Source organism: Kocuria rosea subsp. polaris (genome assembly GCF_001483755.1).
In the GTDB taxonomy this organism is placed as follows: domain Bacteria; phylum Actinomycetota; class Actinomycetes; order Actinomycetales; family Micrococcaceae; genus Kocuria; species Kocuria cellulosilytica.
Genome location: NZ_LQBK01000022.1, coordinates 197059 through 221214 on the forward strand (window position 1 = coordinate 197059; position 24156 = coordinate 221214).

Here is a 24156-nt window from a genome sequence, read left to right on the forward strand (position 1 = left end):
GCGGGGTAGGATGTGCCGAGGTCCGCCGCGGGCGCTCTCCCGTGCTCGTCGACCGCTGCGCCGGCCGGCGCCCACCGACTCACCACCTGGGAGACCTGAAGCCGCGTGAACCGTCTCGTCGACCGTTTCGATGCCCTGTGGCACCTCTTCGTCAAAGAACTCATGAAGTTCGGTGTCGTCGGCGCGCTCGCGTTCGTCATCAACGCGTCGCTCACCTGGATCCTGATGCACACGGTCTTCCAGGACGGCCACCTCAAGGCCAAGTTCGTGGCGACGGCCGTGGCCATCGTCTTCGCCTGGGTCGCCAACCGGCTGTGGACCTTCCGGCACAAGCGCCAGTCGGACAAGCGCCGCGAGCTGATCCAGTTCCTCGTGGCCAACGGCATCGGCATGGCCATCGAGCTCGGCTGCCTCGGCTTCAGCTACTATGTCCTGGGCCTCACCAGCGCCTACGCGTCCTTCGTCTCCGGCACGATCATCGGCACCATCCTCGGCACGGTCTTCCGCTACTTCGCCTACCGCTTCTGGGTCTTCACCGAGGAGCTCGACGAGGACCCGAACTTCGCGGACACCGCGGCCCTCGAGATCGCCCTCATCACGGGGCGTCAGACGGGCGAGGGCACCGAGCGCTCCGACCGGGAGCACGGACAGCACCGGGCGCACGACCACCCGCGGACCCAGGACCAGCCCCGGACCCACGACCGCCTCCGGGCCCAGGACCAGCCCCGGACGGAGAGCACGGCGGTCCCCGGACCGGACGCCCACGGGGGCGCGGGTCCGGCCGAGGGCCGCTGAGGCTCCCCGCTCAGAAGCCCACGGAGTTCTCGGCCGCCAGCACGGACCGCCAGGCGTCGTCGGCGGCGTCCTCCGGGCGGTCCGTGACGACCGCCGCGCGGCCCCCGGCCAGCACGGCCAGCACCCCCAGCAGGAACGCGGCGTCCATCCGCCGTCCCGGCACGTGCACCGCGGCCGCCGTGCCCCACGCGTCCTCCCGCCCGGACCGGAGCTCGCCCGCCGCGGGCAGCAGCCGGCCGTGGGCCAGGAATCCGTCGGTCCCCGCCGCCCGGAGGGCGTCGCCCTCCGGGGCCGGCTCCTCGAAGCCGGCGTAGACGTCCGCGTGGGAGCGGATCTCGGCGCAGTAGTCCAGGACGTCCCCGCCCGGCAGCTCGCCGCGGTAGCCGAGCGAGAGCGCCGGCCGGTCCAGGACCACCGCCCGCGCACCGGAGGGCACCCGCTCCAGCAGCGGCGGTGTCGCCCCCTGCGCGTCGACGAGCCCCACCACGGCCCGGTCGCCGGGCTCCGCCGCGCCCCCGAGCGGATCGACCGTCCGTACGGCCGCCCCCATGGTCCACGTGCCCAGGGCGACCGCGAGGCTGCGCCAGTGCACCTCCTCGCCGAGGGCCACGACGTCGCCCGCCTCGAGGTCCAGCTCGTCCACCCACAGGTTGGCGGTCTTGGCCGCCCAGTTGTCGAGGACCCGCCCGGAGAGCTCCACGCGCTCGCCGTCCCGGCCGTACCAGATGAGGGCGGGGCGGCTGCTGCTCCGCAGGTTGTCCATCAAACGGGGGACAGAGTCCGGGATCGGGGTGGCCATGGTTCCTCCTCGTGGGTGCCCGCCACCGGTCACGGCAGCGGAGCATATGCGTGGGACCGTATTCTTCACGGTCCCCGGCGACTTCCCGAAATCGCGTCGTGACGTGGAAAAACGTCTACTCCCAACGGCATTCATCACGGTTAGGGTCGTAGGGGCGCCCTCCCGACAAGGGTTGACGCCACAGTAGTTACACACGTGTAATTGGGAAGTCCGGCAGACGATCAGCAAGGATACGTTCTCCGGGATGCACGGGGCCGGCGCCCCCCGCAGTCTGCCGGACCCGGGCAATCGTGTCGGATGGAAGGAAAGTCATGGGAGAGGCCGCACGCCAGCAGGTCGTGGACACCACCCCCCTCGGCGCCCGTCGCCGGAGCATGCGCTCGGTGCCCGAGGACTGGTTCGTGGACCCCGTGGACCCCCGGGCCGCCGAGCGGCACGTCCGCCGGGTGGGCGGCAGCCTCGAGGACCAGGCCACCGCGTACCTCAAGGCCCACGAGGCCGTCCAGGACCTCTCGGGCGGGGGAGCGGCACCCGCCCTCGACCTGCTCGAGGCGCCCGCCGCCGACGAGGGCTCCGACTGGAGCGCCGTGGCCGGTCTGTACGCCGTGGAGGAGGACGAGGGGGAGCTGGCGTGGCAGACCGACGCGCTGTGCGCCCAGACCGACCCGGAGGCCTTCTTCCCCGAGAAGGGCGGATCCACGCGTGACGCCAAGCGCGTGTGCGAGGCCTGCCCCGTGCAGGCCGAGTGCCTCGACTACGCGATGAGCAAGGACGAGAAGTTCGGCATCTGGGGCGGGCTCTCCGAGCGCGAGCGCCGCCGCCTGCGCCGCCTCGCCCGCTGAGGTAGTTTCGGGCCATGACCTCCTCCGGCAGCGCCACCCGCCTCTGCTCCCGCCAGACCTGCACGCGGGACGCTGTCATGACCCTCACCTACGTGTACTCGGACTCGACCGCCGTGGTCGGCCCGCTCGCCGGGCACGCCGAACCCCACGCCTACGACCTGTGCGCCGTGCACGCTGACCGGCTCACGGTGCCGCGGGGCTGGCGCGTCGTCCGCCTGGAGCTGCCGGAGGCCCGGGCCCGGCGCGAGGACATCGGTGCCGTGGCCGAGGCCGTCCGGGAGGACGAGCCTCCCGCGCGCGTGCGCGACCGTCCGCGGACGGTGCTGCGCGACGTCTCCCTGCCCCGCTCCTCCTCGCCGCGTCCCTCGGCGTCGCGGTCCGCCGCTCCGCGCTCGGCGCGTCCTGACGGGCTCGGGGCGAGGAACCCGGAGGACGGTCCGGCGGCGACCCCTGAGCCTGCCCCCGAGCGGCCCCGGGCGGCCGGCCCGGAGAGCGGCCCGCGGGCGACCCCGGCGCCCGTGCCCGGGAGCCCGCGGACCACCGCCCCGGCCGCGGCGTCCGGCCCGGCCGCGGCGCCGGGCCCCGACGTGGTGTGGCACGACGTCCCGATGCCCAGCACCCTGCAGCGGGCGCACCTCCGCCGGCCCGCCGCCCGCGGAGGCTCCGCCCGGCCGCCGGCCTGAACCCCGCCGGGATTCCGTCCGGGCCGGCACCGCGCGTCCCCGCCCGGTTGCGGACCCGGCGCTCGCTCCGGCCCTAGGATGAGCCGCAGACCGCGCCTGCCCGGTGCGGGACGCTCTTCCCCCCGGAGCACCAGGAGCCCCCATGACTGTCCCTGCAACGACGCAGCCGACGCACGATCTCCACGCCGAGCCCCACCACGAGAGCGGGCCCGTCCGGCAGCACGAGGCCCCGGGCGGCCTCCGCCCGGCGCCCTGGGAGCTGCCGGCTCCCGGACCGACCCCGGAGCCCCCGGCGGTCGCCCTGGCCCCCGGTCTCGTCGAGATCCTGCGGTGCCCCCTGACGGGCGGGACGCTGATCCCCGTGGACGCCGACCGGCTGATGAGCGACCGCCCGTTCCGCGACGGCGTGCACCCGGTCTACCCGATCACCGGCGGCATCGCCTGCCTCACCCCCGGCCGCTGAGGACCGGGGCGCAACGCCCTGGGTCACGAAGGAGTTAACATTCGTGATCCACGGGGTCCGGGTGCGGCCGGGCACGGCCCGGGGACCTATCGTGGAAGCAGTTCCCCCAGCGTTCCCCCCACCCCCCTGACGCCCGAGGTGCCGTTCCCCATGCCCCTGCCCTCTTCCCCGGATCCCGTGCTGCCTTCCCCGCGACCGACGCCGGCTCCCCGGCGCCTGCTCGCGCTGGGCGCGGTGACGGTCCTGCTCGCCACCGGATGCGCGCAGGCCTCCGGCGCTGCCGCGGAAGGACCGGCCGCCACCGCCTCGTCCCCGGCGTCGTCCGTGCCGTCGTCCACGCCGGTGCCGACGAGCCCGCCGGCCACCGTCGCCCCGGCCGAGGTCACCGTCGCCCCCGCGGACGCCGCGGTCGAGCACAACCCCGTGGAACCGGTCGTCGTGCGCGCCGACCGGGGCGAGCTGGCCGACGTCGTCCTCGTCCCCGCCCTGGGCGGCGAGCCCGTCCCGGGAGAGCTCTCCGCCGACGGGCGCACCTGGACCAGCACCGAGGTCCTGGACTTCGACACCCGGTACGCGCTGCACTGGAGCGCCGCGTCCGGGGCCGCGGCCACGACGACGGGCAGCAGCACGTTCACGACCGTTCTCGCCGCCCACGAGGTGGACGCCCGCCTCAACGTGGCCGACGGCGGGACCTACGGCACCGGGCAGGTCCTGGAGTTCACCTTCTCCGAGCCCGTGGTGCACAAGGAGCAGGTCGAGCAGGCCGTCACCGTCGACGGCGGCGGCGACCGGGCGGGCGCCTTCCGCTGGTACTCGGACACGATGGTCCGCTACCGCCCCGCCGAGAAGTGGGCACCGCACGCGCGGATCACGGTCACCCTCGACCTGCTCGGGCTCGACGTGGGCCACGGGATGGTGGGCAACCACGACCTGCGCCGGAGCTTCTCGACCGGCGCCGAGCACTACGCCCGCGTCGACAACGAGACCAAGACGCTGACCGCCTGGGTGGACGGCGAGGTCGCGGGGACGTTCCCCGTGACCCTCGGCAACGAGGACTGGCCCTCCACCACGGGGCAGAAGGTGATCATGGAGCAGGCCCCGGAGTACCTGTTCAAGGCCTCCTCCCTGGACCTGCAGCCGGGGGACCCGCACTGGTACGACACGTTCTGGGCCTCCAACGTGTCCCGGCTGACGGCCAGCGGCGAGTTCGTGCACCAGGCGCTGCCGTCGGCGATGCCCGTCCTCGGGGTCGCCAACGTCTCCCACGGGTGCGTGGGCATGCCGCCCGAGGGCGCGAAGTTCATCCACGACGTGTTCCGGCCCGGGGACGTCGTGGAGGTCGTGGGCACCGGCTATCCGCAGGCCGACCCCGACGACGGGTACGGCGACTGGAACATCCCGCTCGAGCACTACGCGGACGAGCAGTGGAAGGGCAACTGGTGAGGGTCCGCCGCTGAGACCCCGGTGCGCCTGGCGTGGGAGGACGCCGTGCCGGTCGTGGGTAGGATCGGACCGGCCGGAGCGGTCCCGCCCGCCCCGCCATCGAACCCCACCGACCGAAGGACCGCCCGTGGCCACCCCCAGCAACGACAAGGCCCCCTGGCAGCAGGCCGATCCGCCCGCTGACGAGGACCGGCACGAAGAGCCCGTGTGGACGGGCCTGCTCCCCGCCGTCGTCCCCGCGGACACCGCCCCCGACGACGAGCAGCACGACGGGCACGACGACGCCCGCCGCGGCGCCGGGCAGCGCCGCGCGCCCGGCCGCACGGGCGGGGGCTCCCGCGCCGTCGGGGCCGCCGAGGCCGCGGGGGACGACGACCCGGACGAGGAGGCCCGCCGCCGGGCCGCGCTGCGCCGGGACGCCCTGGCGGACGAACCGCGGCTGCCGAAGCTGCAGCAGGTCCTCCTCGTGCTCGTGCTCCCGCTCGCGCTGCTGGCCGCGGCGGTGCGCGTGGTGGCCACGCCCCTGTTCCTGTGGGCGGAGTACCACCGCCCCGGCTTCCCGGCGGACTCCTACGGCTTCTCCACCGAGGAGCGGATGACCTTCGGGTCCTACGGACTGGACTACGTCATGAACTGGGCCCCGCCCGCGTTCCTCGGCGGGCTGCAGGACGCGGACGGCGCCCAGCTGTTCCTCGGCTCCGAGGTCGCGCACATGACCGATGTGAAGATAGTGCTGCAGAGCGCCCTCGCCGCGGTCGCCGTCCTGGCGCTGGTCGGCATCGTCTCGTGCCTGTACCTGCGCGCGAAGGCCCCCGGGGCCGCCTCCGGCGCCCTGTTCTTCGGCTCGTGGCTGACCGTGGTGCTGCTGGTCGTGCTGGCGGTCGCCGCGGTGCTCGGCTGGCAGCAGTTCTTCGCCCTGTTCCACTCCCTCTTCTTCGCCGACGGGTCCTGGACCTTCCGCGCCTCGGACACGCTCATCCGGCTGTATCCCACCCAGTTCTGGATGGACGCGGCGATCGCGGTGGCCGGGCTGACCCTTCTGGGGGCGCTCGCGGTCATGGTCGCCACCTGGCCCACCGCTTTCCGCCGGCACCGGGCCCTCGACCGGGTGCGCCGGCGGCAGGAGCTCAAGCGCCGGCTGGCCGGCCGCTGAGCCGGTCCGTGCGCCGTCCTTGGGGACCCGGCCCGTACCGCCGGATCAGATCCAGGCGTCGAACCACATCCGCTCCCGCCACTGGGCGTACTCGACGGTCTCCGCGTACCAGATCGGCGCGAAGTGCGCGCTCAGCAGCAGCACCGCGGCCGTGAACACGCCGACCAGCGCGAGGCCCGCGCGCCGACGCCGCACGGTGTCCCCGGGCCGGCCCAGGACCAGGCCGAGCATGCCGGCGAGCACGAGCATCAGGACCGGCTGCACGGGCAGCGCGTAGAAGTAGTACATGGTGCGCTCGGGGAACAGGAACCAGGGCAGGTACCCGGCAGCGAACACGCCGGTCAGCGCCCCGAAGCGCCAGTCCCGCCGCACCGCCCACAGCCACGCGGCCACGAGCACGGCGGCGATCGCCGTCCACCACAGCAGCGGGTTGCCGATGTTGAGGATCGCCTGCGAGCAGTGCTCCGCCGCGCACCCGGCCGTGCCCCGCTCCGGGTCCTCGTAGAAGTAGGAGGTGGGCCGGCCCAGGGTGAGCCACAGCCACGGCAGCGCCTCGTAGGAGTGGTCGGTGCCCAGGCCGCTGTGGAAGCCGTAGGCGGAGGAGTGGTAGGCCCACAGGGAGCGCAGGGGCGCGGGAAGCCACTGAGCGCCTTCGCCCGGGTGCTGCTGCGCCCAGGTGCGGTCGTAGGCGTCCGAGGAGGCGAACCAGCCCGCCCAGGTGGACACGTAGACCACCAGGCCCGTCCCGACGACCGCGAAGAACGCGGGCACGCCGTCCTTGAGCACCCCGGCGGCCGGCCAGCGCCGCACCCCGGCCACCCGGCGGGCGTTGAGGTCCCACAGCACCGTGAGCACCCCCAGCGCCGCCACCAGGAACAGGGCGCTCCACTTCACCCCGACCGCGAGCCCGCAGGCCACGCCCGCCGCGATCCGCCACCAGCGCACGCCCAGCCACGGCCCCCACTCCAGGCGCCGCCGCAGCTCTGCGTCCGGGACACGGCCGCCGGGGGGCACGCCCAGCCTGGCGACCAGGCGCCGGCGCCCGTGCTCCCGGTCCAGCAGGAGCAGCACGAACGCGAGCAGCACGAAGAACATCAGGAAGACGTCCAGCATCGCGAGCCGGGACTGCACCAGGTGCAGCCCGTCCACCGCGGTGAACAGCCCCGCCAGCGTGGCGACCGTGACCGAGCGGAAGAGCAGCCACCCCGCGGCGCACACCAGCGCGATGGAGAGCGTGCCGACCAGGGCCGCCGAGAAGCGCCACCCCAGAGGGTCCTCGGCGCCGAACAGCCACATGCCGAAGGCGATGAGCCACTTCCCGGCCGGCGGGTGGACCACGTAGGAGGGGGAGTCCAGGGCCTCGGGCGGGGTGCCGGCCACGAACTGCTCGTCCGCGCCCTCCGGCCACTGCCGCTCGTAGCCGTGCAGCAGCAGGGAGTAGGAGTCCTTCACGTAGTAGGTCTCGTCGAAGACGATCGCGTCCGGGTGGGAGAGCCGGTGGAAGCGCAGCAGCCCGCCGAGCAGGACCACCAGCAGCGGGGCCAGCCACGCGAACCGGGCCACCGCGGCGGGGGCCGGCAGCAGCCGCTCCCGCAGCGCCGCGGGGGCGAGGGACCCGCGCAGCGTGCCCACCGGTGCCGCGGGCCGAGGCTCCGGGGCCAGGACTGGGGCGCGCACCGAGGAACTCACGGTGTCATCGTAGGGGACGCGTCCCGCCGCCCGCGGACCCCCGGAGTCGCCCCGCGGAGCGCGCCGTACAGTGGAGCCGTGCACACGGAACCTCACGACGACGCCCCCGCCGACGCTCCCGCCGGCTCCGACAGCGACCCCGGCAGCGGCTCCGACGGCGATGCCGGCAGCGCTTCCGGCGGTGGCTCCGGCAACGGCTCCGGCAACGCTCTCGGCGGCGACGACTTCGGCAGCGGCCCCGCGGGTCCCGGGCAGGTGGTCCTGGCGGGCACCCCGATCGGCAACCTCGGCGACGCGCCGCCCCGGCTGCGGGCGGCCCTCGAGACCGCGGACGTGCTCGCCGTCGAGGACACCCGGCGGCTGCGCCGGCTCACCGCCGGCCTCGGCGTCACCACGCGCGGGCGGGTGCTCACCCACCACGAGCACAACGAGGCCGGGCGGGTCGCCGAGCTGCTCGACGCCGTCCGCGCCGGGAGCACCGTGCTGGTCCTCTCCGACGCCGGGATGCCCACCGTCTCCGACCCCGGCTACCGGCTCGCGGAGGCCGCGGCGGCCGAGGGCCTGACCGTCACCGCGATCCCCGGGCCCTCGGCGGTGCTCATGGCCCTGGCCGTGTCCGGCCTGCCCACGGACCGGTTCACGTTCGAGGGCTTTCTGCCGCGGAAGTCCTCGGAGCGCGCCGGCCGGCTGGCCGAGCTCGACGGCGAGCGGCGCACCATGGTCTTCTACGAGGCGCCGCACCGGCTCGAGGTCATGCTCACCGCGCTGCGGGACGCCTTCGGGGCCGGCCGCCGGGCGGTCGTCGCCCGGGAGCTCACCAAGCTGCACGAGGAGGTCGTGCGGGGCTCGCTCGCCGAGCTCGTCGACTGGTGCGGGCAGGGTCAGGTGCGCGGGGAGATCGCCGTCGTCGTCGCCGGTGCCCCCGCCCCCGAGGCCGCCCGCCCCGAGGACCTCGTGGCCGAGGTCGAGGCGCTCGTGGCCGGTGGGACACGGCTCAAGGACGCCGCCGGCCAGGTCGCCGCCCGCACGGGCGTGGGCAAGCGGGAGCTCTACGAGACGGTGCTCGCCTCCCGCAAGGGCTGACGAGCGACGGATCCGGGCCCCGCCTCACACGCGGGCCGCGACCCTGTGAGACCGAGTTGACCCGGGACCCCGGCCGGCGACACGGTGCGGAAACATCGCCCGTCCAGACTCGGACGTACCGGGACCCGCGCACGTGCGGCGCGGGCCCCGATGTCCTCCCGTCCGTCGAACAACGGAGCCATGCCATGTCCTACGTGCTGCCCGCAGACTTCGTCACCAAGATGATCGACGCCGGAGAGGCGAAGGTCTTCATGTCCACCCGTGACACCCTGATCAGGGCGTTCATGGCCGGCGCGATCCTCGCCCTCGCCGCGGCGTTCGCCGTCACGGTCACCGTGCAGACAGGCCAGGCGGTGGTCGGGGCCCTGCTCTTCCCAGTCGGCTTCTGCCTGCTGTACCTGCTCGGCTTCGATCTCCTGACCGGGGTGTTCACCCTGGTGCCGCTCGCGCTCATCGACAAGCGCCCCGGCGTCACGGTCCGCTCGATGCTGCGCAACTGGGGTCTGGTGTTCACGGGCAACTTCGCCGGCGCGTTCACCGTGGCCGTGATGATGGCGATCATCTTCACCTACGGCTTCTCCACCCCGCCCAACGAGGTCGGCCAGGCCATCGGCTCGATCGGGGAGGGCCGCACCGTCGGCTACGCGGAGTACGGCGCCGCCGGGATGCTCACGCTGTTCGTCCGGGCCGTGCTGTGCAACTGGATGGTCTCCACCGGGGTGGTCGCCGCCATGATGTCCACGAGCGTCTCCGGCAAGGTGATCGCCATGTGGATGCCCATCCTGCTGTTCTTCTACATGGGCTTCGAGCACTCGATCGTCAACATGTTCCTGTTCCCCTCCGGTCTCATCCTCGGCGGCGACTTCTCCGTCATGGACTACCTCGTGTGGAACGAGATCCCCACCGTGCTCGGCAACCTCGTGGGCGGGCTGACCTTCGTGGGGCTCACCCTCTACGCCACGCACGCCCGCACCGGGGCGTCCCGCGCCCGGCCGGTCCCGCAGGAGGACCGTGTCCCGGTCGCGTGAGCGAGGCGCCCGGCATCCGGTCCCGCACAGCGCCGAGTCCCCCGTGTGCTCGCAAGTCCCCTGGATCGATCGGGGGGAATTGCGAGCACACGGGGGACTCGGCGTCCGGCCGGGGACCGTGCTCAGCGGCGGGCCGTCACCGATCGGGGGAGCCACCGGGCGCGCCACCGGGCCCGCCCGGCGCCGGGGCTGCCGCGCTCGGCCAGGGATGCCCGCAGGGCCGTGACGTCCGCCGGCGCGGCCTCGGGCGACCACGCCGCGGTGTCCGGCGCGTAGAGGGCCCGCTCCACGTCCCGGCCGAGGCGCCCCAGCGGCGCCGCGGCCGCCGGGAGCACGGCGCCGAGCCGGTCCACGAACGCCCGGGGCGTCTCCGCGGCGGCGCGGCCCACGCCGTGGTCGACGGCGAGGTCCTCGACCTCTGCCCAGCCGGCCAGGGCCCGCTGCGGGGCCGGGGCCCCGTCGTCGGCCAGGACCCGGAGCCGGCGCCGGCGCCGCCGCGACCGGAGCAGCCGGGGGAGCGCGGCCAGCAGGGCGAGCAGCGCGGCGGCCAGGCCGCCGGCGAGCCAGGCCGGCCACACCGCCGGGTCGGCGTCCTCCTCGGGCGCCGGCGCGGCGGAGGACTCCGGGGTCGGCACGGCCGTCGGCTCGGCCGAGGGCGCGTCCGTCTCGGAGCTGTCCGCCGTGCTCGCGGGGGTGGGGGCGTCGGTCGGCTCACCGGTGGGCTCCGCGGTGCCCTCGCCCTCCGGCGACTGCCCGTCCCCGTCCTGGGAGCCCTCGGCGGCGTAGCCGGGGAGGTCGCCCGTGCCGGGGGTCGGCTCGAAGCGCACCCAGCCGGAGCCCTCGAACCACAGCTCCGGCCACGCGTGGGCGTCGCGCGGCAGGACCGGAAAGGCGCCCGGGTCCGCGGCGGCCCCGAAGGGCTCCTCGGTCTCCGGCGCGGCGCCCGGAGCCGCGTCCGCGGCGTCCGTCCCGGTGGCCGGGAGGTAGCCGACCGCCACGCGGGCGGGGATGCCCAGCTCCCGGGCCATGACCGCCATCGCCGGGGCGAAGTGCCCGGCGTAGCCCGCGCGCACGGCCAGGAACTCCTCGAGGGAGCCCATGCCGCCGGCGTCGTAGCCCTGGGCGAGCGGGGCGTCCACGTCGTAGCGGAACTCGTCGGAGCGCAGCCACTCCTGCAGGGCCAGAGCCTGGTCGAACGCCGTGGGGGCGTCACCGGCGCGCTCCCGGGCGGCGTCCCGGAGGGCGGCCGGGGTCTGCTCGGGCAGCTCCCGGTACGGGGCGAGCTCCGGGGTCTCCGGCGCGGCAGGGGCCTCGCGCAGCCGCGCGGAGGTGGGCTCGGGGGCGACCGAGCGGACCTCGTAGGCCGTGCCCTCCGGGGGGATCCGCTCCCCGAGCACGGCGAGGTCCCGGGGGCTCCAGTCCCAGTCGCCGTCCTCGAGCCCCGTCACGCCCACGGGCGCCCACGGCAGCGGCAGCCAGCGCTCCGACCAGTCCCGCAGCTCCACGGCGGTGGTGCGCTCGGGGCCGTCGCCCACCGGCTGCAGCGGGGTGGGCGCGAGGTCGCCGGGCCCGGGTTCCAGCCCGGTGCTGTCCGGGAACCACTCCGCGCCGGAGAAGTCGGCCAGGGCGAGCACCCGCAGCAGCTCGGGCTCACCGGTGCTCGTGGTGTACTCCAGGCGCGGCAGCTGCTCCGCGGAGCGCAGGTCCTGGCCCACGGCCCGCAACGGGCCCACCCCGGAGGCGCGCTCGCCCGCGAGGCCGCTGCCCTGCGGGAACGCGCCGTTGACGAAACCGGGGACCAGGCCCGGGACCAGCAGGGTCACGGCGAGCACCCCGGCGCCCACCACCAGGGCCCGCGGCCAGCTGCCCGGCGCCGCCGCGGTGCGGGGCTCCCGCACCGCGCCGAAGCGCCGTCCGCCGCCGAGCAGGACCAGGGCGGCGAGCACGGCGGCCGCCGTCCCGGCCGCCCCCACGCTCTCCGGGAGCACCAGGGCGGGCACCACCAGCAGCGCCAGCACGCCGAACGCGCTGAGCCCCGGCAGCCGCAGCGCCACGAGCACGGTGTCCACGAACAGGGTCACGACCCCGGCCACCAGGGCCGCGACGAACGCGAGCGCCGCGGCGTCCGGGTACGGGGCGGGCCGCTCCGCGGCGACCCCGGCGGCTTCCCGCCACAGCTGCGCGGCGAGCCCCAGGCTCCCGGGGGTGGGGACCAGGCCGAGCAGCGCGGGCTCCCGCAGGAACAGCACCGTGAGCACGAGCACCAGGGCGCCGGCGCCGAACAGCGGGGCCAGCGCGCCCGGCAGCCGCAGCACCCGGGACGTCGCGGTCGCGGCGACCACGGCGAGGGCGGCGAGCAGCGACCCCGGCACCCACCCGGTGCCGTCGAGGACGCCGGTCAGGGCCACGAGGGACAGCCAGACCGCAGCGAGGACCGTGCCGGCCAGGCCCAGGACGGCGCCCACCGGGCGGCGGACCTGCGTTCCCGGGGTCTCCGGCGGCCCGGCGGCGACCGGTGCGGCCGACGGGGCGCGGACGGCGGCGCTCACCGGACGGCTCCGGCCGTGCGGGCCCCGGTGCCCAGCTGCGCCCACGCGTCCTCGGGCGCGGCGGAGGCCGGCACGACGACGACGGACCAGCCCGCCGCCTCCAGCACTGCCGCCCCGTCCGGGTCCCGGCCGGGGGAGGAGCCCACCAGCACGGCGCTGCCGGCGGCGGCCCGCTGCGTGCCGCCCAGGACCCGGTCGGCGGCCGGCGCGGAGAGGTCCCCGGAGACCAGCAGCACCGGGTGGACCAGGCCGTCCCGGTCGAACCGGTCGGCCAGCGCGTCCTCGGCGGTCCCGCCGGTGGCCGAGGTCCGCGGCGCGGGCTCCGGACGCACCCGCGCCAGTCCGTGCCGGGCGTCCTCGGCGCCGTCGTCGGTGACGGCGGTGACGGCCGCGGTGCGGGCGGGTGCGTCGTCGTCGTCCTCGCCGCCGCGGGGGAGCGGGCGGCCGAAGGTGTCGAGGGCGTGCACGGCGGTCTCGCGCTGGGTGAGGTGCTCGAGCACGGCGGCGGTGAAGGACACGGCCCACTCGAACTCCGCGGTGCTGGGGAGCACGCCCGCCCACAGCCGCTCCCCGGGCCAGGAGGCCTCGTCGCGGTCCAGGACCAGGACGAGGCGGCGGGTGCTGCGGGGGTCCTCCTGGCGGACCATCAGCCGGCCCTGCTTGGCGGAGGCGGCCCAGTGGACCCGCCGCATGGGGTCCCCGTGCCGGTACTCGCGGGTGGTGACGTTGTCGGGGCCCGGCTGCGGCTGCGCCGTCCGGGACGGGTCGGTGCCGGACTCCCGCAGCCGGTCGGCGCTGATCTCCGGCAGCTCCACGGGGTCCGGGGCCACGTGCAGGGACGTCCGCTCGGAGGCGTCGAGCAGCTCGGCGGCGAGCCCGAACGGGTCGGCGACCCGCACCGTGGCCGGGCCCAGGGCGTACACGCCGCGGCGGCGCGGCCGCACCGTGTAGGCGGCGGGCTCCCCGCTCGCCGTCACGCTCAGCTCGCGGTCCCCGCCCAGCGGCTCGGGCACCGTCTCGTGCACGGCCACCGCACCGGTGATCGTGCCGCCGCGCCGGGTCCGGTGCCGCACGCGCAGCCGGACCACGGCCGAGTCCCCGGCCGTCACGAGCGCCGGCTCCACGCCGCGCTTGAGCAGCACCCTCGGCTTGACCACGTACAGGGACAGCGCCGCGAACAGCGGGGCCCCGCCCAGGAACAGGGCCAGCGCCAGCACGTCCTTGCGGCCCAGCCAGGTGGCCAGCAGCAGGCACAGCGCGCCCGCCCCGAGGAACGCCCAGCCGCGCCCCGTGAACCGGGCACGGGAGTCCACGGGCTGCTCCGCCCGCTCGCCCTCCGCCGCCGGGCCCGGATCCGGCCGGCGGCTCATCGGGTCCGGGGGGTGTGCTCGGCCGGGACCCGCACCTCGTCCAGCACCGCCCGCACCAGCTCCTCCGCGGAGTCCGTGCCGGCGCGGCGGTCCAGGATCAGGCGGTGGGCGAGCACGGGCACCGCGACCGCCCGCACGTCGTCGGGCAGGACGTACTCCCGCCCGCTCAGGGCGGCCTCCGCGCGGGCCGCGGCCTGCAGCTGGAGCAGCGCCCGGGGACTGGCGCCCAGCCGGATCTGCGGGTGCGAGCGCGTGGCCTGGCCCAGGGCCACCACGTAGGCGCGCACCGCGTCCGAGACGTGGATGCCGCGCACGTGCTCCACCAGGCGGGCCGCGTCCTCGACGGAGACCACCGGCTGCAGGCCCGCCAGCGGGGAGCCGCCGCCGTGGTCGGTGAGCATCGTCATCTCCGACTCGGTGTCCGGGTAGCCCATCGAGATCCGGGCCGTGAACCGGTCCCGCTGCGCCTCCGGCAGCGGGAACGTGCCGTCCATCTCCACGGGGTTCTGCGTGGCCACCACCATGAACGGGCTCGACAGCCGGTAGGTGGTGCCGTCCGCCGTGACCTGCCCCTCCGCCATGCACTCGAGCAGCGCGGACTGGGTCTTGGCCGAGGCGCGGTTGATCTCGTCCCCGATCACCACGTTGGCGAACACCGGGCCCGGCTTGAACTCGAACTCGCGGCGGGCCTGGTCGTAGACCGAGACGCCCGTGATGTCCGTGGGCAGCAGGTCCGGGGTGAACTGCACGCGCGAGACCGTGCCGCCGATCGCGCTCGCCAGCGTGCGCGCCAGCATGGTCTTGCCCACGCCCGGCACGTCCTCGACCAGCAGGTGCCCGCCGGCCAGCAGCACGCTCAGGGCCGTGCGCGCCGCCTCGGGCTTGCCGTCGATCACCGCGTTGATCCGGTCCAGGATCGTCTGCGTGTACTGGGGGAAGGACTCCATGGGCTCCTCGGCTTCCTGCTCGGGCTGCTGCTCCCAGTATGTCCGCACGGGGCGCAGCTCGTAGATTGGTCGGGGCGGAACGTGCCCGCGTGTTCCGCCCCGGTCCCGGACCGGCCGGAGCTCACCGGATCTGTCCGTCTCTTCGCGACCCGCTCTTTTCCTTCTCCGTTTCCTCCCGACCCTTTCCGAGGTGCCGCCCGTGACCGACCCCAACGCCACCCTGCTCACCGCCTCCCTGTGGCCGGACCCCGCCGCGCGGCCCGCTCCCGCCCCGGGTGCGGTCCCCGCCGCCTACGAGCCCGAGCACTACGCCGTGCCCGAGGACGTCCCCGCGGGGGAGGGCACCCGGCGGCGCTCCGCCCAGGCCGACGACGGGCGCCGCCGCAACCTCTCCCACCCGCCCGCGCCGGAGCCGCTGCCGCACCCGGTGGCCGACAACCACACCCACCTGGACCTGCAGGACGGCCGGGTCCAGGTCTCGGTGCGCGACGCCGCGGACGCCGCCGCCCTCGCCGGCGTGGGCGGGCTCGTCCAGGTCGGCTGCGACGTCCCGTCCTCCCGCTTCGCCGTGGCCGCCGCCGGGGCCGACCCCCGGGTGCTCGCCGCGGTGGCGCTGCACCCCAACGAGGCGCCGAAGCTCGCGGCCGCCGGGACCCTCGACGAGGCGCTCGCCGTGATCCGGGAACTGGGGGAGCACGAGCGGGTGCGGGCCTTCGGCGAGACCGGCCTCGACTACTTCCGCACCGAGGGGGAGGGCCGGGAGCACCAGAAGGCGTCCTTCCGGGAGCACATCCGCTTCGCCCGCGAGACCGGCAAGGCGCTGCAGATCCACGACCGGGACGCCCACGCCGACGTCGTCGCCGTCCTGCTGGAGGAGGGCGCCCCCGAGCGCACCGTGTTCCACTGCTTCTCCGGGGACGAGGAGCTCGCGCGGATCTGCAACGAGCACGGCTGGTACATGTCCTTCTCCGGCACCGTCACCTTCAAGAACAGCCACGACCTGAAGGCCGCGCTGCGCACCGCCCGCCCCGAGCTCGTGCTCACCGAGACCGACGCGCCGTTCCTCACCCCGCACCCCTACCGGGGCCGGCCCAACGCCAGCTACGTGGTCAACTACACGGTGCGCGGCATGGCCGGGATCCTGGAGCAGGAGCTGGAGCCGCTGTGCGAGCGCCTCTGGTCCAACACGGTGGAGGTGTACGGCGAGTTCTGACCAGGCCCCTGGCCCGCCCCGTTCCACCCCACCCGCATCGCCGAGTCCCCACATCTCGGCTGCCCGCGGCTACCGATTCCCCACGTTGTGGCGCCTGACATTGCCGAGCCCCCAGAGAGTGGCGTCATGCATCGCCGAGTCCCCAGACTGTGGCGCCTGACATTGCCGAGTCCCCAGGCCGTGGTGCCTCGCATAGCCGAGTCCCCAGGATCCGGAGGCTCTCTGGCGCCGAGTCCCCACGCTCGGGCGTTCACGGGCGGTGAGCCCCCAAGGCACTCGCATTTCCCCATGAATGTTCGTGGGGAAACAAGAGTCACTTGGGGACTCGACGGCATGCCGCCGCTCAGCGCCGGCAAGCGAGGAAGCACAGCAGGGCGGGTGGTGCGGCACGGCCCGGTCACCGCGGTGGCGGTGTGCCGCAACGGTGGAGCGGGGCCGGGTGGTGCGGATCAGCGGGTGCGGGTCAGCGGGTGCGGGTCAGCGGGTGACGGCTGAGCGGCGCAGGGCGGCTTCGACCCGGGCGACGGTCGTGGCGGGGGAGCGCACGACGTCGTGCCAGCCCACCCGGATGACGGTCCACCCCAGCTCCTGGATCTCGATCTCGCGCCGTCGCTCGTTGCGGATCACGGTGGCGGCGGAGTCCGCGTACTTCGTCTCGCCGTCGAACTCGAGCACCAGCCGCTGCTCGGGCCATGCGAAGTCCGCCCGGTAGGACCCCGTCCGTCCCACGATCACCCACTGAAGTTCCGGCTCCGGCAGGCCGGACTCCGCCAGCATCAGGCGGGTGAGGGTCTCGCCCACGGACTCGGAACGCGTGTCCATGGCGTCCAGCACGCGCCGCGCCCGGCGCACGCCCCGCCGGCCCGCCCACTCCGACAGGCGGTTCTCCAGCGCGATCCGCGTGAGACCGAAGCGATGCGCCTGGTCCGCCAGGACCACGGCGTCGGTGAAGGGCAGCAACCGGGCGCAGTCCAGCAGCGTGCGCTCGCCCGACGTGGCACGCAGTCCGTGGATCGTGACGATGTCGGTCTCGGGCAGCGGCTCCTGATGCCTGACGACTCCGGCGTATCCGTTGTGGGTCCCCCGGCCCGGCCGGGTGAGCGTGTGCAGGCGGGCCGGGACACGGCGCAGATGGAGGCCGTGCACGAGGGCGGCCGAGGCGAGACAGAACACCGGTGGCACGGAGGCAGCGCGGGTGAGCGCCCGGTGCCGGAGCAACGACTGCTCCTCGGGCCTGAGCTGCCGGTAGCCGTCCGACGACGCGAAGTAGCCGGGGTGGACTCGGTGGAGCTCGCCGACGCGGAGTCGACGCCGGATCTCGTGGCCGCTGAGGCCGGTGTCGTGCAACTGGGTAAGGCTCATGAGCTCGGTCATGCCCTGTTGATAGCTGGAACGAAACCGCGGTGGTCCGGCGCCGCCGCGATGACGAACAACCGCGCGACATGGACATGCCACACAGAAATGGGGAGTGGGAATGGCGTGCCCGCCGAGCCCCCAATCCAGTCGCATTTCCCCATGCCGATTCGTGGGGACACGAAACAACAGTGGGGGCTCGACGCCCGCGGGGGGTGGAGCTTGGGGACTCGGCGGCAGACGGGCGGGGAGAGAAGAGGGAGAGAAGGGGCAGGGGGCGGGGGAGGCGAGTGCGGCCGATACGATGGCTCGGTGACTGAATCCAGTGCGCCAGAGCCCGCTGCCCGTGCCCTGCTGGGGCCCGCGGAGATCCGCGCGCTCGCGGAGCAGCTCGGCATCCGGCCGACCAAGACGCTCGGGCAGAACTTCGTGATCGACCCCAACACGATCCGGCGGATCATCGCCGCCGCACGGCTGGGCGAGCACGAGACGGTGCTGGAGGTGGGACCGGGGCTGGGCTCGCTGACCCTCGGGCTGCTGGACGCCGCCGAGCAGGTCGTGGCCGTGGAGATCGACCCGCCGCTGGCGGCGCAGCTGCCGCACACGGTGGAGCAGCTGCGCCCCGAGCTGGCGGGCCGCCTGACCGTGCTCGAGCAGGATGCCATGCGCGTCGAGGAGCTGCCCGCCGAGCCCACCGCCCTGGTGGCGAACCTGCCGTACAACGTGGCCGTCCCGGTGCTGCTGCACCTGCTGGCCCGCTTCCCCTCGATCCGCCGCGGGCTGGTGATGGTGCAGGAGGAGGTCGCGGACCGGCTGGCCGCCGCGCCGGGCTCCAAGGTCTACGGGGTGCCGTCGGTGAAGGCCTCGTGGTACGCCGAGGTCACCAAGGCCGGGACCATCGGGAAGAACGTGTTCTGGCCGGCCCCGAAGATCGCCTCGGGGCTGGTGCGCTTCGTGCGCCGCGAGCAGCCGGTGGCGGACGTGGACCGGGAGCTGGTGTTCGCGGCGGTGGACGCGGCTTTCGCCCAGCGGCGCAAGACCCTGCGGGCCGCCCTGGCAGGGTGGGCGGGCTCCGCCGCGGCGGCCGGGGAGATCCTCGCGGCGGCTGGGATCGACCCGGGGGAGCGCGGGGAGAAGCTGGACGTGCACGCGTTCGCCCGGATCGCCCAGGCCGGCGCCGCCGCAGGACTGACCGCGGGGGTGCGCGGGGCATGACCACCACGCCGCGCCCGGAGCGGGCCGCCGCCCCCGGGAAGGTCAACCTGTTCTTCGCCGCGGGCCCGCCGCGCCCGGACGGCTACCACGACGTCGCGAGCCTGTACTGCGCGGTGAGCACGGGCGAGACCGTGACGGTCGCGCCGACCCGGAGCGGCGGCACCACCGTGGGCGTGGCGGCGGTCCCGGGCTCGCTCGTGGCCCAGCAGATCGACCGGGGGACGTTCACCCTGGACGCGGTGCCCACCGACGGGTCCAACCTGGCGGTCCGGGCCGCCGAGGCCGTGCTCGCGCGCTTCCCGCGGCTCTCGGGCGGGCTGCACCTGCAGATCGACAAGGCCGTTCCGGTGGCCGGCGGCATGGGCGGGGGCTCCGCGGACGCCGCGGCGGCCCTGCTCGCCGTGAACCGGCTCGCCGCCCGCGTCTCCGGGGAGCCCCCGCTCGACGACGACGCGCTGCTGGAGCTCGCGGCCGGTCTCGGCGCCGACGTGCCGTTCGCGCTGACGGGCGGGGCGGCGGTGGGCACCGGGACGGGGGCGCACCTGCGGCCGGTGGCGGTCGGGGCGCCGCTGCACCTGGTCCTGGTGGCGGCCGAGGCCGGGCTGTCGACGCCCGCGGTCTACGCCGAGCTGGACCGCCTGCGCGCGCGCGAGGACGTCCCGCCGCCCCGGCTGCCGGCGGGTCTCGAGGAGGCCCTGCGCGCCGGGCAGGCCGGCGAGCTGGCCCCGCTGCTGGTCAACGACCTGCAGGCCGCGGCCCTCTCGCTCGCCCCGCAGCTGGCGCCCGTGCTGGCCGCCGGTGCGGCCGCCGGCGCCCTGGCGAGCTTCGTGTCCGGGTCCGGGCCCACCGTGGCCCACCTCGTGGCGGACGCCGCGGCGGCCGAGGACCTCGCGGACGTGCTCCGGGGCCGGGGAGCGCCGGCTCTCGCGGTGCGGGCTCCCTGACCCCGGGGGACGCGGAGGCGGCTGCGGCCGAGGATCTCGTGGACGTGCTCCAGGGCCGGGGAGCGCCGGCTCTCGCGGTGCGGGCTCCCTGACCCCGGGGGACGCGGAGGCGGCTGCGGCCGATGACTTCGCGGACGTGCTCAGGGGCCAGGGAGCGCCCGCTTCCGCGGTGCGGGCTCCCTGACCCCTGGCGTTCGACCGCCGGCGCCTGGATCGGACCTGACCTCCCGGGTTCAGGCGGCGCCGGCGGACGGTCAGCGGTGCTGCGGACCGGTCTCCTGGGCGGGCGCCGGGTCCGCCGCCGGGCGGGTCTGGCGCTGCACCACGAACGCGGGCACCACTGCGGCGCCGCGGCCGCTGAGCCGCTCGAAGCGCTCCTCGAACCGGCGCAGCCGGCCCCGGGGCTCCACGGCCAGCACCACGCCGTCGACCCGGTCGGTGAGGGCGGCCAGCTCGGCCGCCCCGGCCCGCGGCGGGACCGTGGCCACGAGCAGCGAGGGCGTGGTGTCGTCCATGCCCAGCCAGTTCGTGTCGCCCAGCGGACCCACGGCCTCGGTGAGCGTGTCCGCGCCCACGACCTCCACGGTGCCGCCCCACGAGGAGACCACGTTGTCCAGGGCCCGGACGACGACCGCGGCCTGACCGGGCAGGGTCGAGTGCACGGCGATCCGGGATCCCGGCCGCGGCACGGCGCGGTCCTCGTCCTGGGAGAGCCGGCGCAGCAGCTCGAGGGCGCCGTCCTCGTCGTCCTCGGAGCTCAGCACCACCACGGGCGAGCCGGTCGCGTCGGCGAGCCGGTCGGGCCGGCGCACGCTGCGGTCGGCGCGCTCCCGGAAGGCGCCGGCGAGGGCGCCGAGCACCAGCCCGCCGACCAGCCCGCCGGCCACGAAGAGCAGCAGCCCGGCCGAGGAGGGCTCCTGCGGCGGCGTGGCCTCGCTGATCACGCGGCCCGGGGTCGGGGCGATGAGGGCCAGGGCGGTGCGCTGCTCGCGCAGCTGCCGCAGGGAGGAGGAGTCGTCGTCGCTGCGCTCGAGGCCGGCGATGGACTTGTCGATGCGCTGCAGGGTGTCGTCGGCGGTGGTCTGCACGTCCTCGCCGCGGTCGGCGAGGTACGCGGTGGCCAGGGCGTTGGCCCGCTCGGCGGCCTGGTTCGGGTCGTCGGCGGTGACCGTCACCCGCAGCACCTGGGTGTCGTCCGGGGCGGTGGTCGAGAGCCGCTCGAGCAGGTCCTCGGCCAGCGCGGGGTCGGCCTCCTCGACGGGGACGTCCTGCAGCAGGGCCGCGGCCCGCAGCGTGATGCGCTGGGAGGCCATCGTGGCCATCTCCGTCTGCATCTCGACCTCCTCGAACCCGGAGTCGCCCGTGAGCGGGTTCACCGCGCTCGGGGTGACGGTCATCGAGGCGGTCGCCTGGTAGGTCGGCGGCCACAGCAGCCCCGCGACCACGGCGGCGGCCAGGACCACGAGCCAGGTGCTGAGGATCGTGGGCCAGCGGCGCAGGACGCGGCGCCACGGCGGCGTCGGGTCCGCCGGCTCCGGGCGGCGCGGACGGGTCCGGACGGTGTCGTCCCGGGTCCGGCGCCGGTCGGCGCCGATGGTGTTCAGAGTCTCGCTCATGTGGATTTCCCCCCTGGTGGATCGCGGGTCGTCTCGGACGGTGCGGCCGTGCCCGGCGTCCGCCCCCCGGCGGATCGCCGACCCCGGCCTGTCGGAAGCGCTGCCGAGTCCAGCCCGGCCGGCGGCGTCCTGATCCGATGTCGATCGATTTGAATGTTACAGATGCAAACTCAGCGGGACCACAGCAGGACCCGGGAACTGCGTGGCCTCTTCGGGCCACACGCCTCGGCGTCCGTCCCCCGGACGGCGGTCCGGCCCCGGAGCACGAGCACCGCCGCGGCGCCGGCCACGAGCAGACCGGTCAGCGCGAGGTGCACGAACAGTCCGGTGGTGCCGGGGCCGAGCAGGGCGCGGACCGCCAGCCCGCCGCCGCCGGTGAGCACCGCGGCGGCCGCGGCGATGGCGCCCACCACGGACCAGCGCGGGGCGATGCCGAGCAGCCGCACGGACTGGAACAGGGCCAGTCCCGTGTCGGTGAGCACCGACGCCGCCCACGCCGTGGCCGCCCCCACGAGGCCCCACTGCGGGATCAGCCACAGGTTCAGGGCCACCGCCACGGCCAGGGCCGCGGACTTGTTCATCAGCTGCCACCGGCTGCGCCCGGCCATCAGCAGCAGGGACTGCACCCCGCCGGCCGAGACGGCCAGGAGCATGGCGGAGGCGATGACGAGCATCGCGGGGTAGCCGGACTCGAAGCCCTCGCCGAAGAAGGACAGGATGACCGGGCCGAACAGCAGCAGCGTGAGGTAGAACGGCCAGGCGCCGGCCACGAGCACCGCGGTGGTGCGGGTGAACACCGACCGGGCGGTGGCGAGGTCGTCGACCGCGAGCGCCGCGCTGATGGACGGGCCCGTGACGATGCGCGCGGTGTGGTCGAGCATGGCGCCCACCCGGATGCACCGGTTGACCACGCCGTAGACGCCCGCCGCGGCGGGGCCCAGGAACGCGGCCACGAGCAGCACGTCGAGCCACTCGAGCAGCGCCTCGACGAAGGCGGTCACGCCGCGGGCGGAGGAGAAGGACCAGAACGCCCGCCGCTGCACCGCCGTTCCCGGCGGTGCCGCGGCCCCGGGCTCGTCGCGCAGGCCCTTCAGGTACCGGCGCAGCAGCACGAGGGCGAGCACGGCGACCACGGCGACCGGCACCGTCCACGCCGCCGTGAGGGCCAGCAGCCCTCCGCCGGCGAGGACGACGGCGAGGACGCCGAGCACCCGCAGCGAGGGCAGCACCACGTTCTGCAGGAAGGAGAAGGTCGGCACCCGGTGCAGCCCGCGCAGGGCGCCGAAGGCGAGGTTGAGCACGGCGCCGAGCACCAGGAAGGGCGCGGCGAGCAGGACGGCGGGGCCGACGCTTTCGGGCAGCACCCCCGGCAGGGCCGTGAGCACGGCCGCCACAGCGGCCACGCCCGCAGCGAGCACGAGCACCGGGCGCCCCGCGATCCGCAGCACCCCGGTCACCGCCGAGCCCTGGCCCCGGGCGGTGAGGGCGGGGACCGCCCGCACCAGCCCGGTGTCGGCGCCGAAGGTGGACAGGGTCGTGGCGATCGCCAGCACGGCCACCACCTGGAAGAACTGGCCCGCCGCCGCCGCGCCCGAGGCGTTGGAGACCACCAGCGTGGCGGCGAAGGCCAGCCCCGCCCCGGTGACCACGAAGGCGAAGGTCAGCGAGCCCGAGCGCGCCAGCGGCTGCGGGCTCACAGCCCCTCCCCGTAGCGCCGGGAGCGCAGCAGCACGGCCAGGGACAGGCTGATCAGGATGAACTGCACCGCGTCCAGGCCGTAGTAGGTGAAGAACAGGCACGCGGCCACGGGCGCGGAGTGCACGAGCAGCCCGGTGGTGCTGCGGACCTTCAGGGTCATCAGCGTGGTCCCGTGCAGATAGGCCATGAACAGGCCCAGGCCCACGAGCCCGTAGCAGAACATCAGGGTCCAGACGTATCCCTGGGTGCCCATCTCGATGCCGACGGTCTCGTCGTAGAGGGGCGCTCCGTAGCCCAGCAGCGGCGAGTCCAGGGTGGCCAGGAAGGTGTCCCGGTACAGGTCGGAGCGGGTGCCCGTGCTGTCGCTGTACTCCTGCCGGCCCATGATCCGATCGACGGCGCCGCTGGCCACGAGCCAGCCGCCGACGGCGGCCACGCCCGCGATCCCGGCCAGGGCGACCCCGATCCGGCCCCGCAGGACCATCCGGACCATCACGTACCCGAGCGCCACGGCGATGCCGAGGAACATGCCCCGGTTGGTCGTGGCCACGGCCGGGGCGAGCGAGGCCAGCAGCCCGGCCACGATCAGCAGGTGCCGGGCGCGGAAGCGCACCGTGGTCAGGTAGGCGAGCACCAGGGGCGTGAGGAGCACGAACCCGGAGCCCCACCCGTTGGTGTACGGGAACGGGGCCGCCGGCCGGTTGTAGGGCTCGGGCGCCCCCCAGGGCATCTGGACCTCCGCGAGGGGTGGGAAGAAGTAGTTCTGCACCAGCGCGTTGGAGGTGATGCCCTCCGGCAGCAGCAGCCCGATCGGGGTGGTCAGCCGCGCCTCGGGGATCACGAACGTCAGCAGGCCGAGTCCCACGAGCGTGGCCCACGCGACCACGGCGGCCCGCAGGAACCGCCGGTGGTCCAGGGTCTCCCGGGCGTTCCAGTAGTAGACGAAGTAGATCAGCGCGGCGAAGATGTTCACCCAGCGCAGCGCGAAGCCCATCCAGGAGCCGAAGCCCTCGATCTGCACCGAGCTCGCCGCCATCCAGAGCAGGAACACGCCGAGCACCCACGCCGGCCACGGGACCGTGGTGCCGCGGCGGAGCACGAGCAGGAAGAGCATGGCCACGGCGAGCAGCGCCGGGGCGAACTGCAGGGCCCCGGAGGCCCAGATCAGCGGCAGCCCCCAGAACAGGACCAGCAGCGGCCAGGCGGGCAGGGCGGCGGTGGTGCGGCGGACCGGGGCCGGCCGCACCACCGAGGGGCTCAGGAGGGCCACGGC

General features: G+C 75.3%; 20 protein-coding genes. 11 read left to right on the top strand and 9 right to left on the bottom strand.

What is annotated here, in order from left to right; translation table 11 throughout:
• The first annotated feature begins 105 nt into the window (after nt 1–105).
• Complete coding sequence (locus AVL61_RS11210; RefSeq protein WP_231738386.1) at nt 106–795, top strand: GtrA family protein; 690 nt, start codon at nt 106–108, stop codon at nt 793–795.
• A gap of 10 nt (nt 796–805) precedes the next feature.
• Here AVL61_RS11210 and AVL61_RS11215 read toward each other — a convergent pair whose 3' ends face one another.
• The gene (locus AVL61_RS11215) at nt 806–1594 is read right to left on the bottom strand and encodes a TIGR03089 family protein (protein WP_058874408.1); all 789 of its coding nucleotides are present in this window, start codon (nt 1592–1594) and stop codon (nt 806–808) included.
• A gap of 311 nt (nt 1595–1905) precedes the next feature.
• Here AVL61_RS11215 and AVL61_RS11220 point away from each other — a divergent pair, with 311 nt between their 5' ends.
• The 5 genes from AVL61_RS11220 (at nt 1906) to AVL61_RS11240 (ending at nt 6178) form a co-directional block, all read left to right on the top strand.
• On the top strand, nt 1906–2436 hold the full coding sequence (locus AVL61_RS11220) for a WhiB family transcriptional regulator (RefSeq protein WP_058874409.1): 531 nt from the start codon (nt 1906–1908) through the stop codon (nt 2434–2436).
• A gap of 77 nt (nt 2437–2513) precedes the next feature.
• Nucleotides 2514–3119 carry a DUF3499 family protein gene (locus tag AVL61_RS18725; RefSeq protein ID WP_408669421.1) on the top strand — a complete coding sequence of 202 codons (606 nt, stop codon included), beginning with the start codon at nt 2514–2516 and terminating at the stop codon, nt 3117–3119.
• Nucleotides 3120–3261: 142 nt separating this feature from the next.
• Nucleotides 3262–3582, top strand: a complete 321-nt coding sequence (locus AVL61_RS11230; protein WP_058874411.1) for a hypothetical protein — start codon at nt 3262–3264, stop codon at nt 3580–3582.
• Nucleotides 3583–3732: 150 nt separating this feature from the next.
• Nucleotides 3733–5025, top strand: coding sequence for a L,D-transpeptidase (locus AVL61_RS11235; RefSeq protein ID WP_058874412.1), 1293 nt, complete (start codon nt 3733–3735; stop codon nt 5023–5025).
• Between the two features lie 127 nt (nt 5026–5152).
• A complete protein-coding gene (locus AVL61_RS11240; RefSeq protein WP_058874413.1) occupies nt 5153–6178 on the top strand; it encodes a TIGR01906 family membrane protein in 1026 nt (341 codons plus the stop codon).
• Nucleotides 6179–6223: 45 nt separating this feature from the next.
• On the opposite strand, the gene AVL61_RS11245 is transcribed toward AVL61_RS11240, so the two are convergent.
• The gene (locus AVL61_RS11245; RefSeq protein WP_231738387.1) at nt 6224–7867 is read right to left on the bottom strand and encodes a dolichyl-phosphate-mannose--protein mannosyltransferase; all 1644 of its coding nucleotides are present in this window, start codon (nt 7865–7867) and stop codon (nt 6224–6226) included.
• Between the two features lie 78 nt (nt 7868–7945).
• On the opposite strand from AVL61_RS11245, the gene rsmI reads away from it, so the two are divergent.
• On the top strand, nt 7946–8950 hold the full coding sequence (rsmI, locus tag AVL61_RS11250; RefSeq protein WP_231738388.1) for a 16S rRNA (cytidine(1402)-2'-O)-methyltransferase: 1005 nt from the start codon (nt 7946–7948) through the stop codon (nt 8948–8950).
• 185 nt (nt 8951–9135) lie between these two features.
• Nucleotides 9136–9978, top strand: a complete 843-nt coding sequence (locus tag AVL61_RS11255) for a formate/nitrite transporter family protein (protein ID WP_058874415.1) — start codon at nt 9136–9138, stop codon at nt 9976–9978.
• 122 nt (nt 9979–10100) lie between these two features.
• Here AVL61_RS11255 and AVL61_RS11260 read toward each other — a convergent pair whose 3' ends face one another.
• From AVL61_RS11260 to AVL61_RS11270, 3 genes are read right to left on the bottom strand one after another with little or no spacing between them, the layout of a single operon-like run.
• A complete protein-coding gene (locus AVL61_RS11260) occupies nt 10101–12527 on the bottom strand; it encodes a transglutaminase TgpA family protein (RefSeq protein WP_197412684.1) in 2427 nt (808 codons plus the stop codon).
• Nucleotides 12524–13840 carry a DUF58 domain-containing protein gene (locus AVL61_RS11265; RefSeq protein ID WP_231738389.1) on the bottom strand — a complete coding sequence of 439 codons (1317 nt, stop codon included), beginning with the start codon at nt 13838–13840 and terminating at the stop codon, nt 12524–12526. The genes AVL61_RS11260 and AVL61_RS11265 overlap by 4 nt, the downstream gene beginning before the upstream one ends.
• A gap of 53 nt (nt 13841–13893) precedes the next feature.
• Nucleotides 13894–14844 (bottom strand): AAA family ATPase, encoded by a 951-nt coding sequence (locus AVL61_RS11270; RefSeq protein WP_058874418.1) that lies wholly within the window; start codon nt 14842–14844, stop codon nt 13894–13896.
• Nucleotides 14845–15043: 199 nt separating this feature from the next.
• Here AVL61_RS11270 and AVL61_RS11275 point away from each other — a divergent pair, with 199 nt between their 5' ends.
• Nucleotides 15044–16057, top strand: a complete 1014-nt coding sequence (locus tag AVL61_RS11275; RefSeq protein ID WP_058874419.1) for a TatD family hydrolase — start codon at nt 15044–15046, stop codon at nt 16055–16057.
• Between the two features lie 477 nt (nt 16058–16534).
• Here AVL61_RS11275 and AVL61_RS11280 read toward each other — a convergent pair whose 3' ends face one another.
• A complete protein-coding gene (locus AVL61_RS11280; RefSeq protein WP_197412685.1) occupies nt 16535–17419 on the bottom strand; it encodes a DUF559 domain-containing protein in 885 nt (294 codons plus the stop codon).
• Between the two features lie 303 nt (nt 17420–17722).
• Between AVL61_RS11280 and rsmA the strand changes: the two genes are divergently transcribed.
• Both rsmA and AVL61_RS11290 read left to right on the top strand, forming a co-directional pair.
• Nucleotides 17723–18625 (top strand): 16S rRNA (adenine(1518)-N(6)/adenine(1519)-N(6))-dimethyltransferase RsmA, encoded by a 903-nt coding sequence (gene rsmA, locus AVL61_RS11285; protein WP_058874421.1) that lies wholly within the window; start codon nt 17723–17725, stop codon nt 18623–18625.
• On the top strand, nt 18622–19569 hold the full coding sequence (locus AVL61_RS11290) for a 4-(cytidine 5'-diphospho)-2-C-methyl-D-erythritol kinase (protein WP_058874422.1): 948 nt from the start codon (nt 18622–18624) through the stop codon (nt 19567–19569). Before rsmA ends, AVL61_RS11290 begins: the two co-directional genes overlap by 4 nt.
• Nucleotides 19570–19823: 254 nt before the next feature.
• Here the strand turns inward: AVL61_RS11290 and AVL61_RS11295 are convergent, their stop codons facing one another.
• From AVL61_RS11295 to AVL61_RS11305, 3 genes are all read right to left on the bottom strand, one after another.
• Entirely contained in the window at nt 19824–21185 is a 1362-nt protein-coding gene (locus AVL61_RS11295; RefSeq protein WP_058874423.1) for a YveK family protein, read from the bottom strand.
• A gap of 170 nt (nt 21186–21355) precedes the next feature.
• Nucleotides 21356–22882 (bottom strand): lipopolysaccharide biosynthesis protein, encoded by a 1527-nt coding sequence (locus AVL61_RS11300; protein WP_058874424.1) that lies wholly within the window; start codon nt 22880–22882, stop codon nt 21356–21358.
• On the bottom strand, nt 22879–24153 hold the full coding sequence (locus tag AVL61_RS11305; protein WP_058874425.1) for an O-antigen ligase family protein: 1275 nt from the start codon (nt 24151–24153) through the stop codon (nt 22879–22881). Before AVL61_RS11305 ends, AVL61_RS11300 begins: the two co-directional genes overlap by 4 nt.
• Nucleotides 24154–24156: the final 3 nt, after the last annotated feature.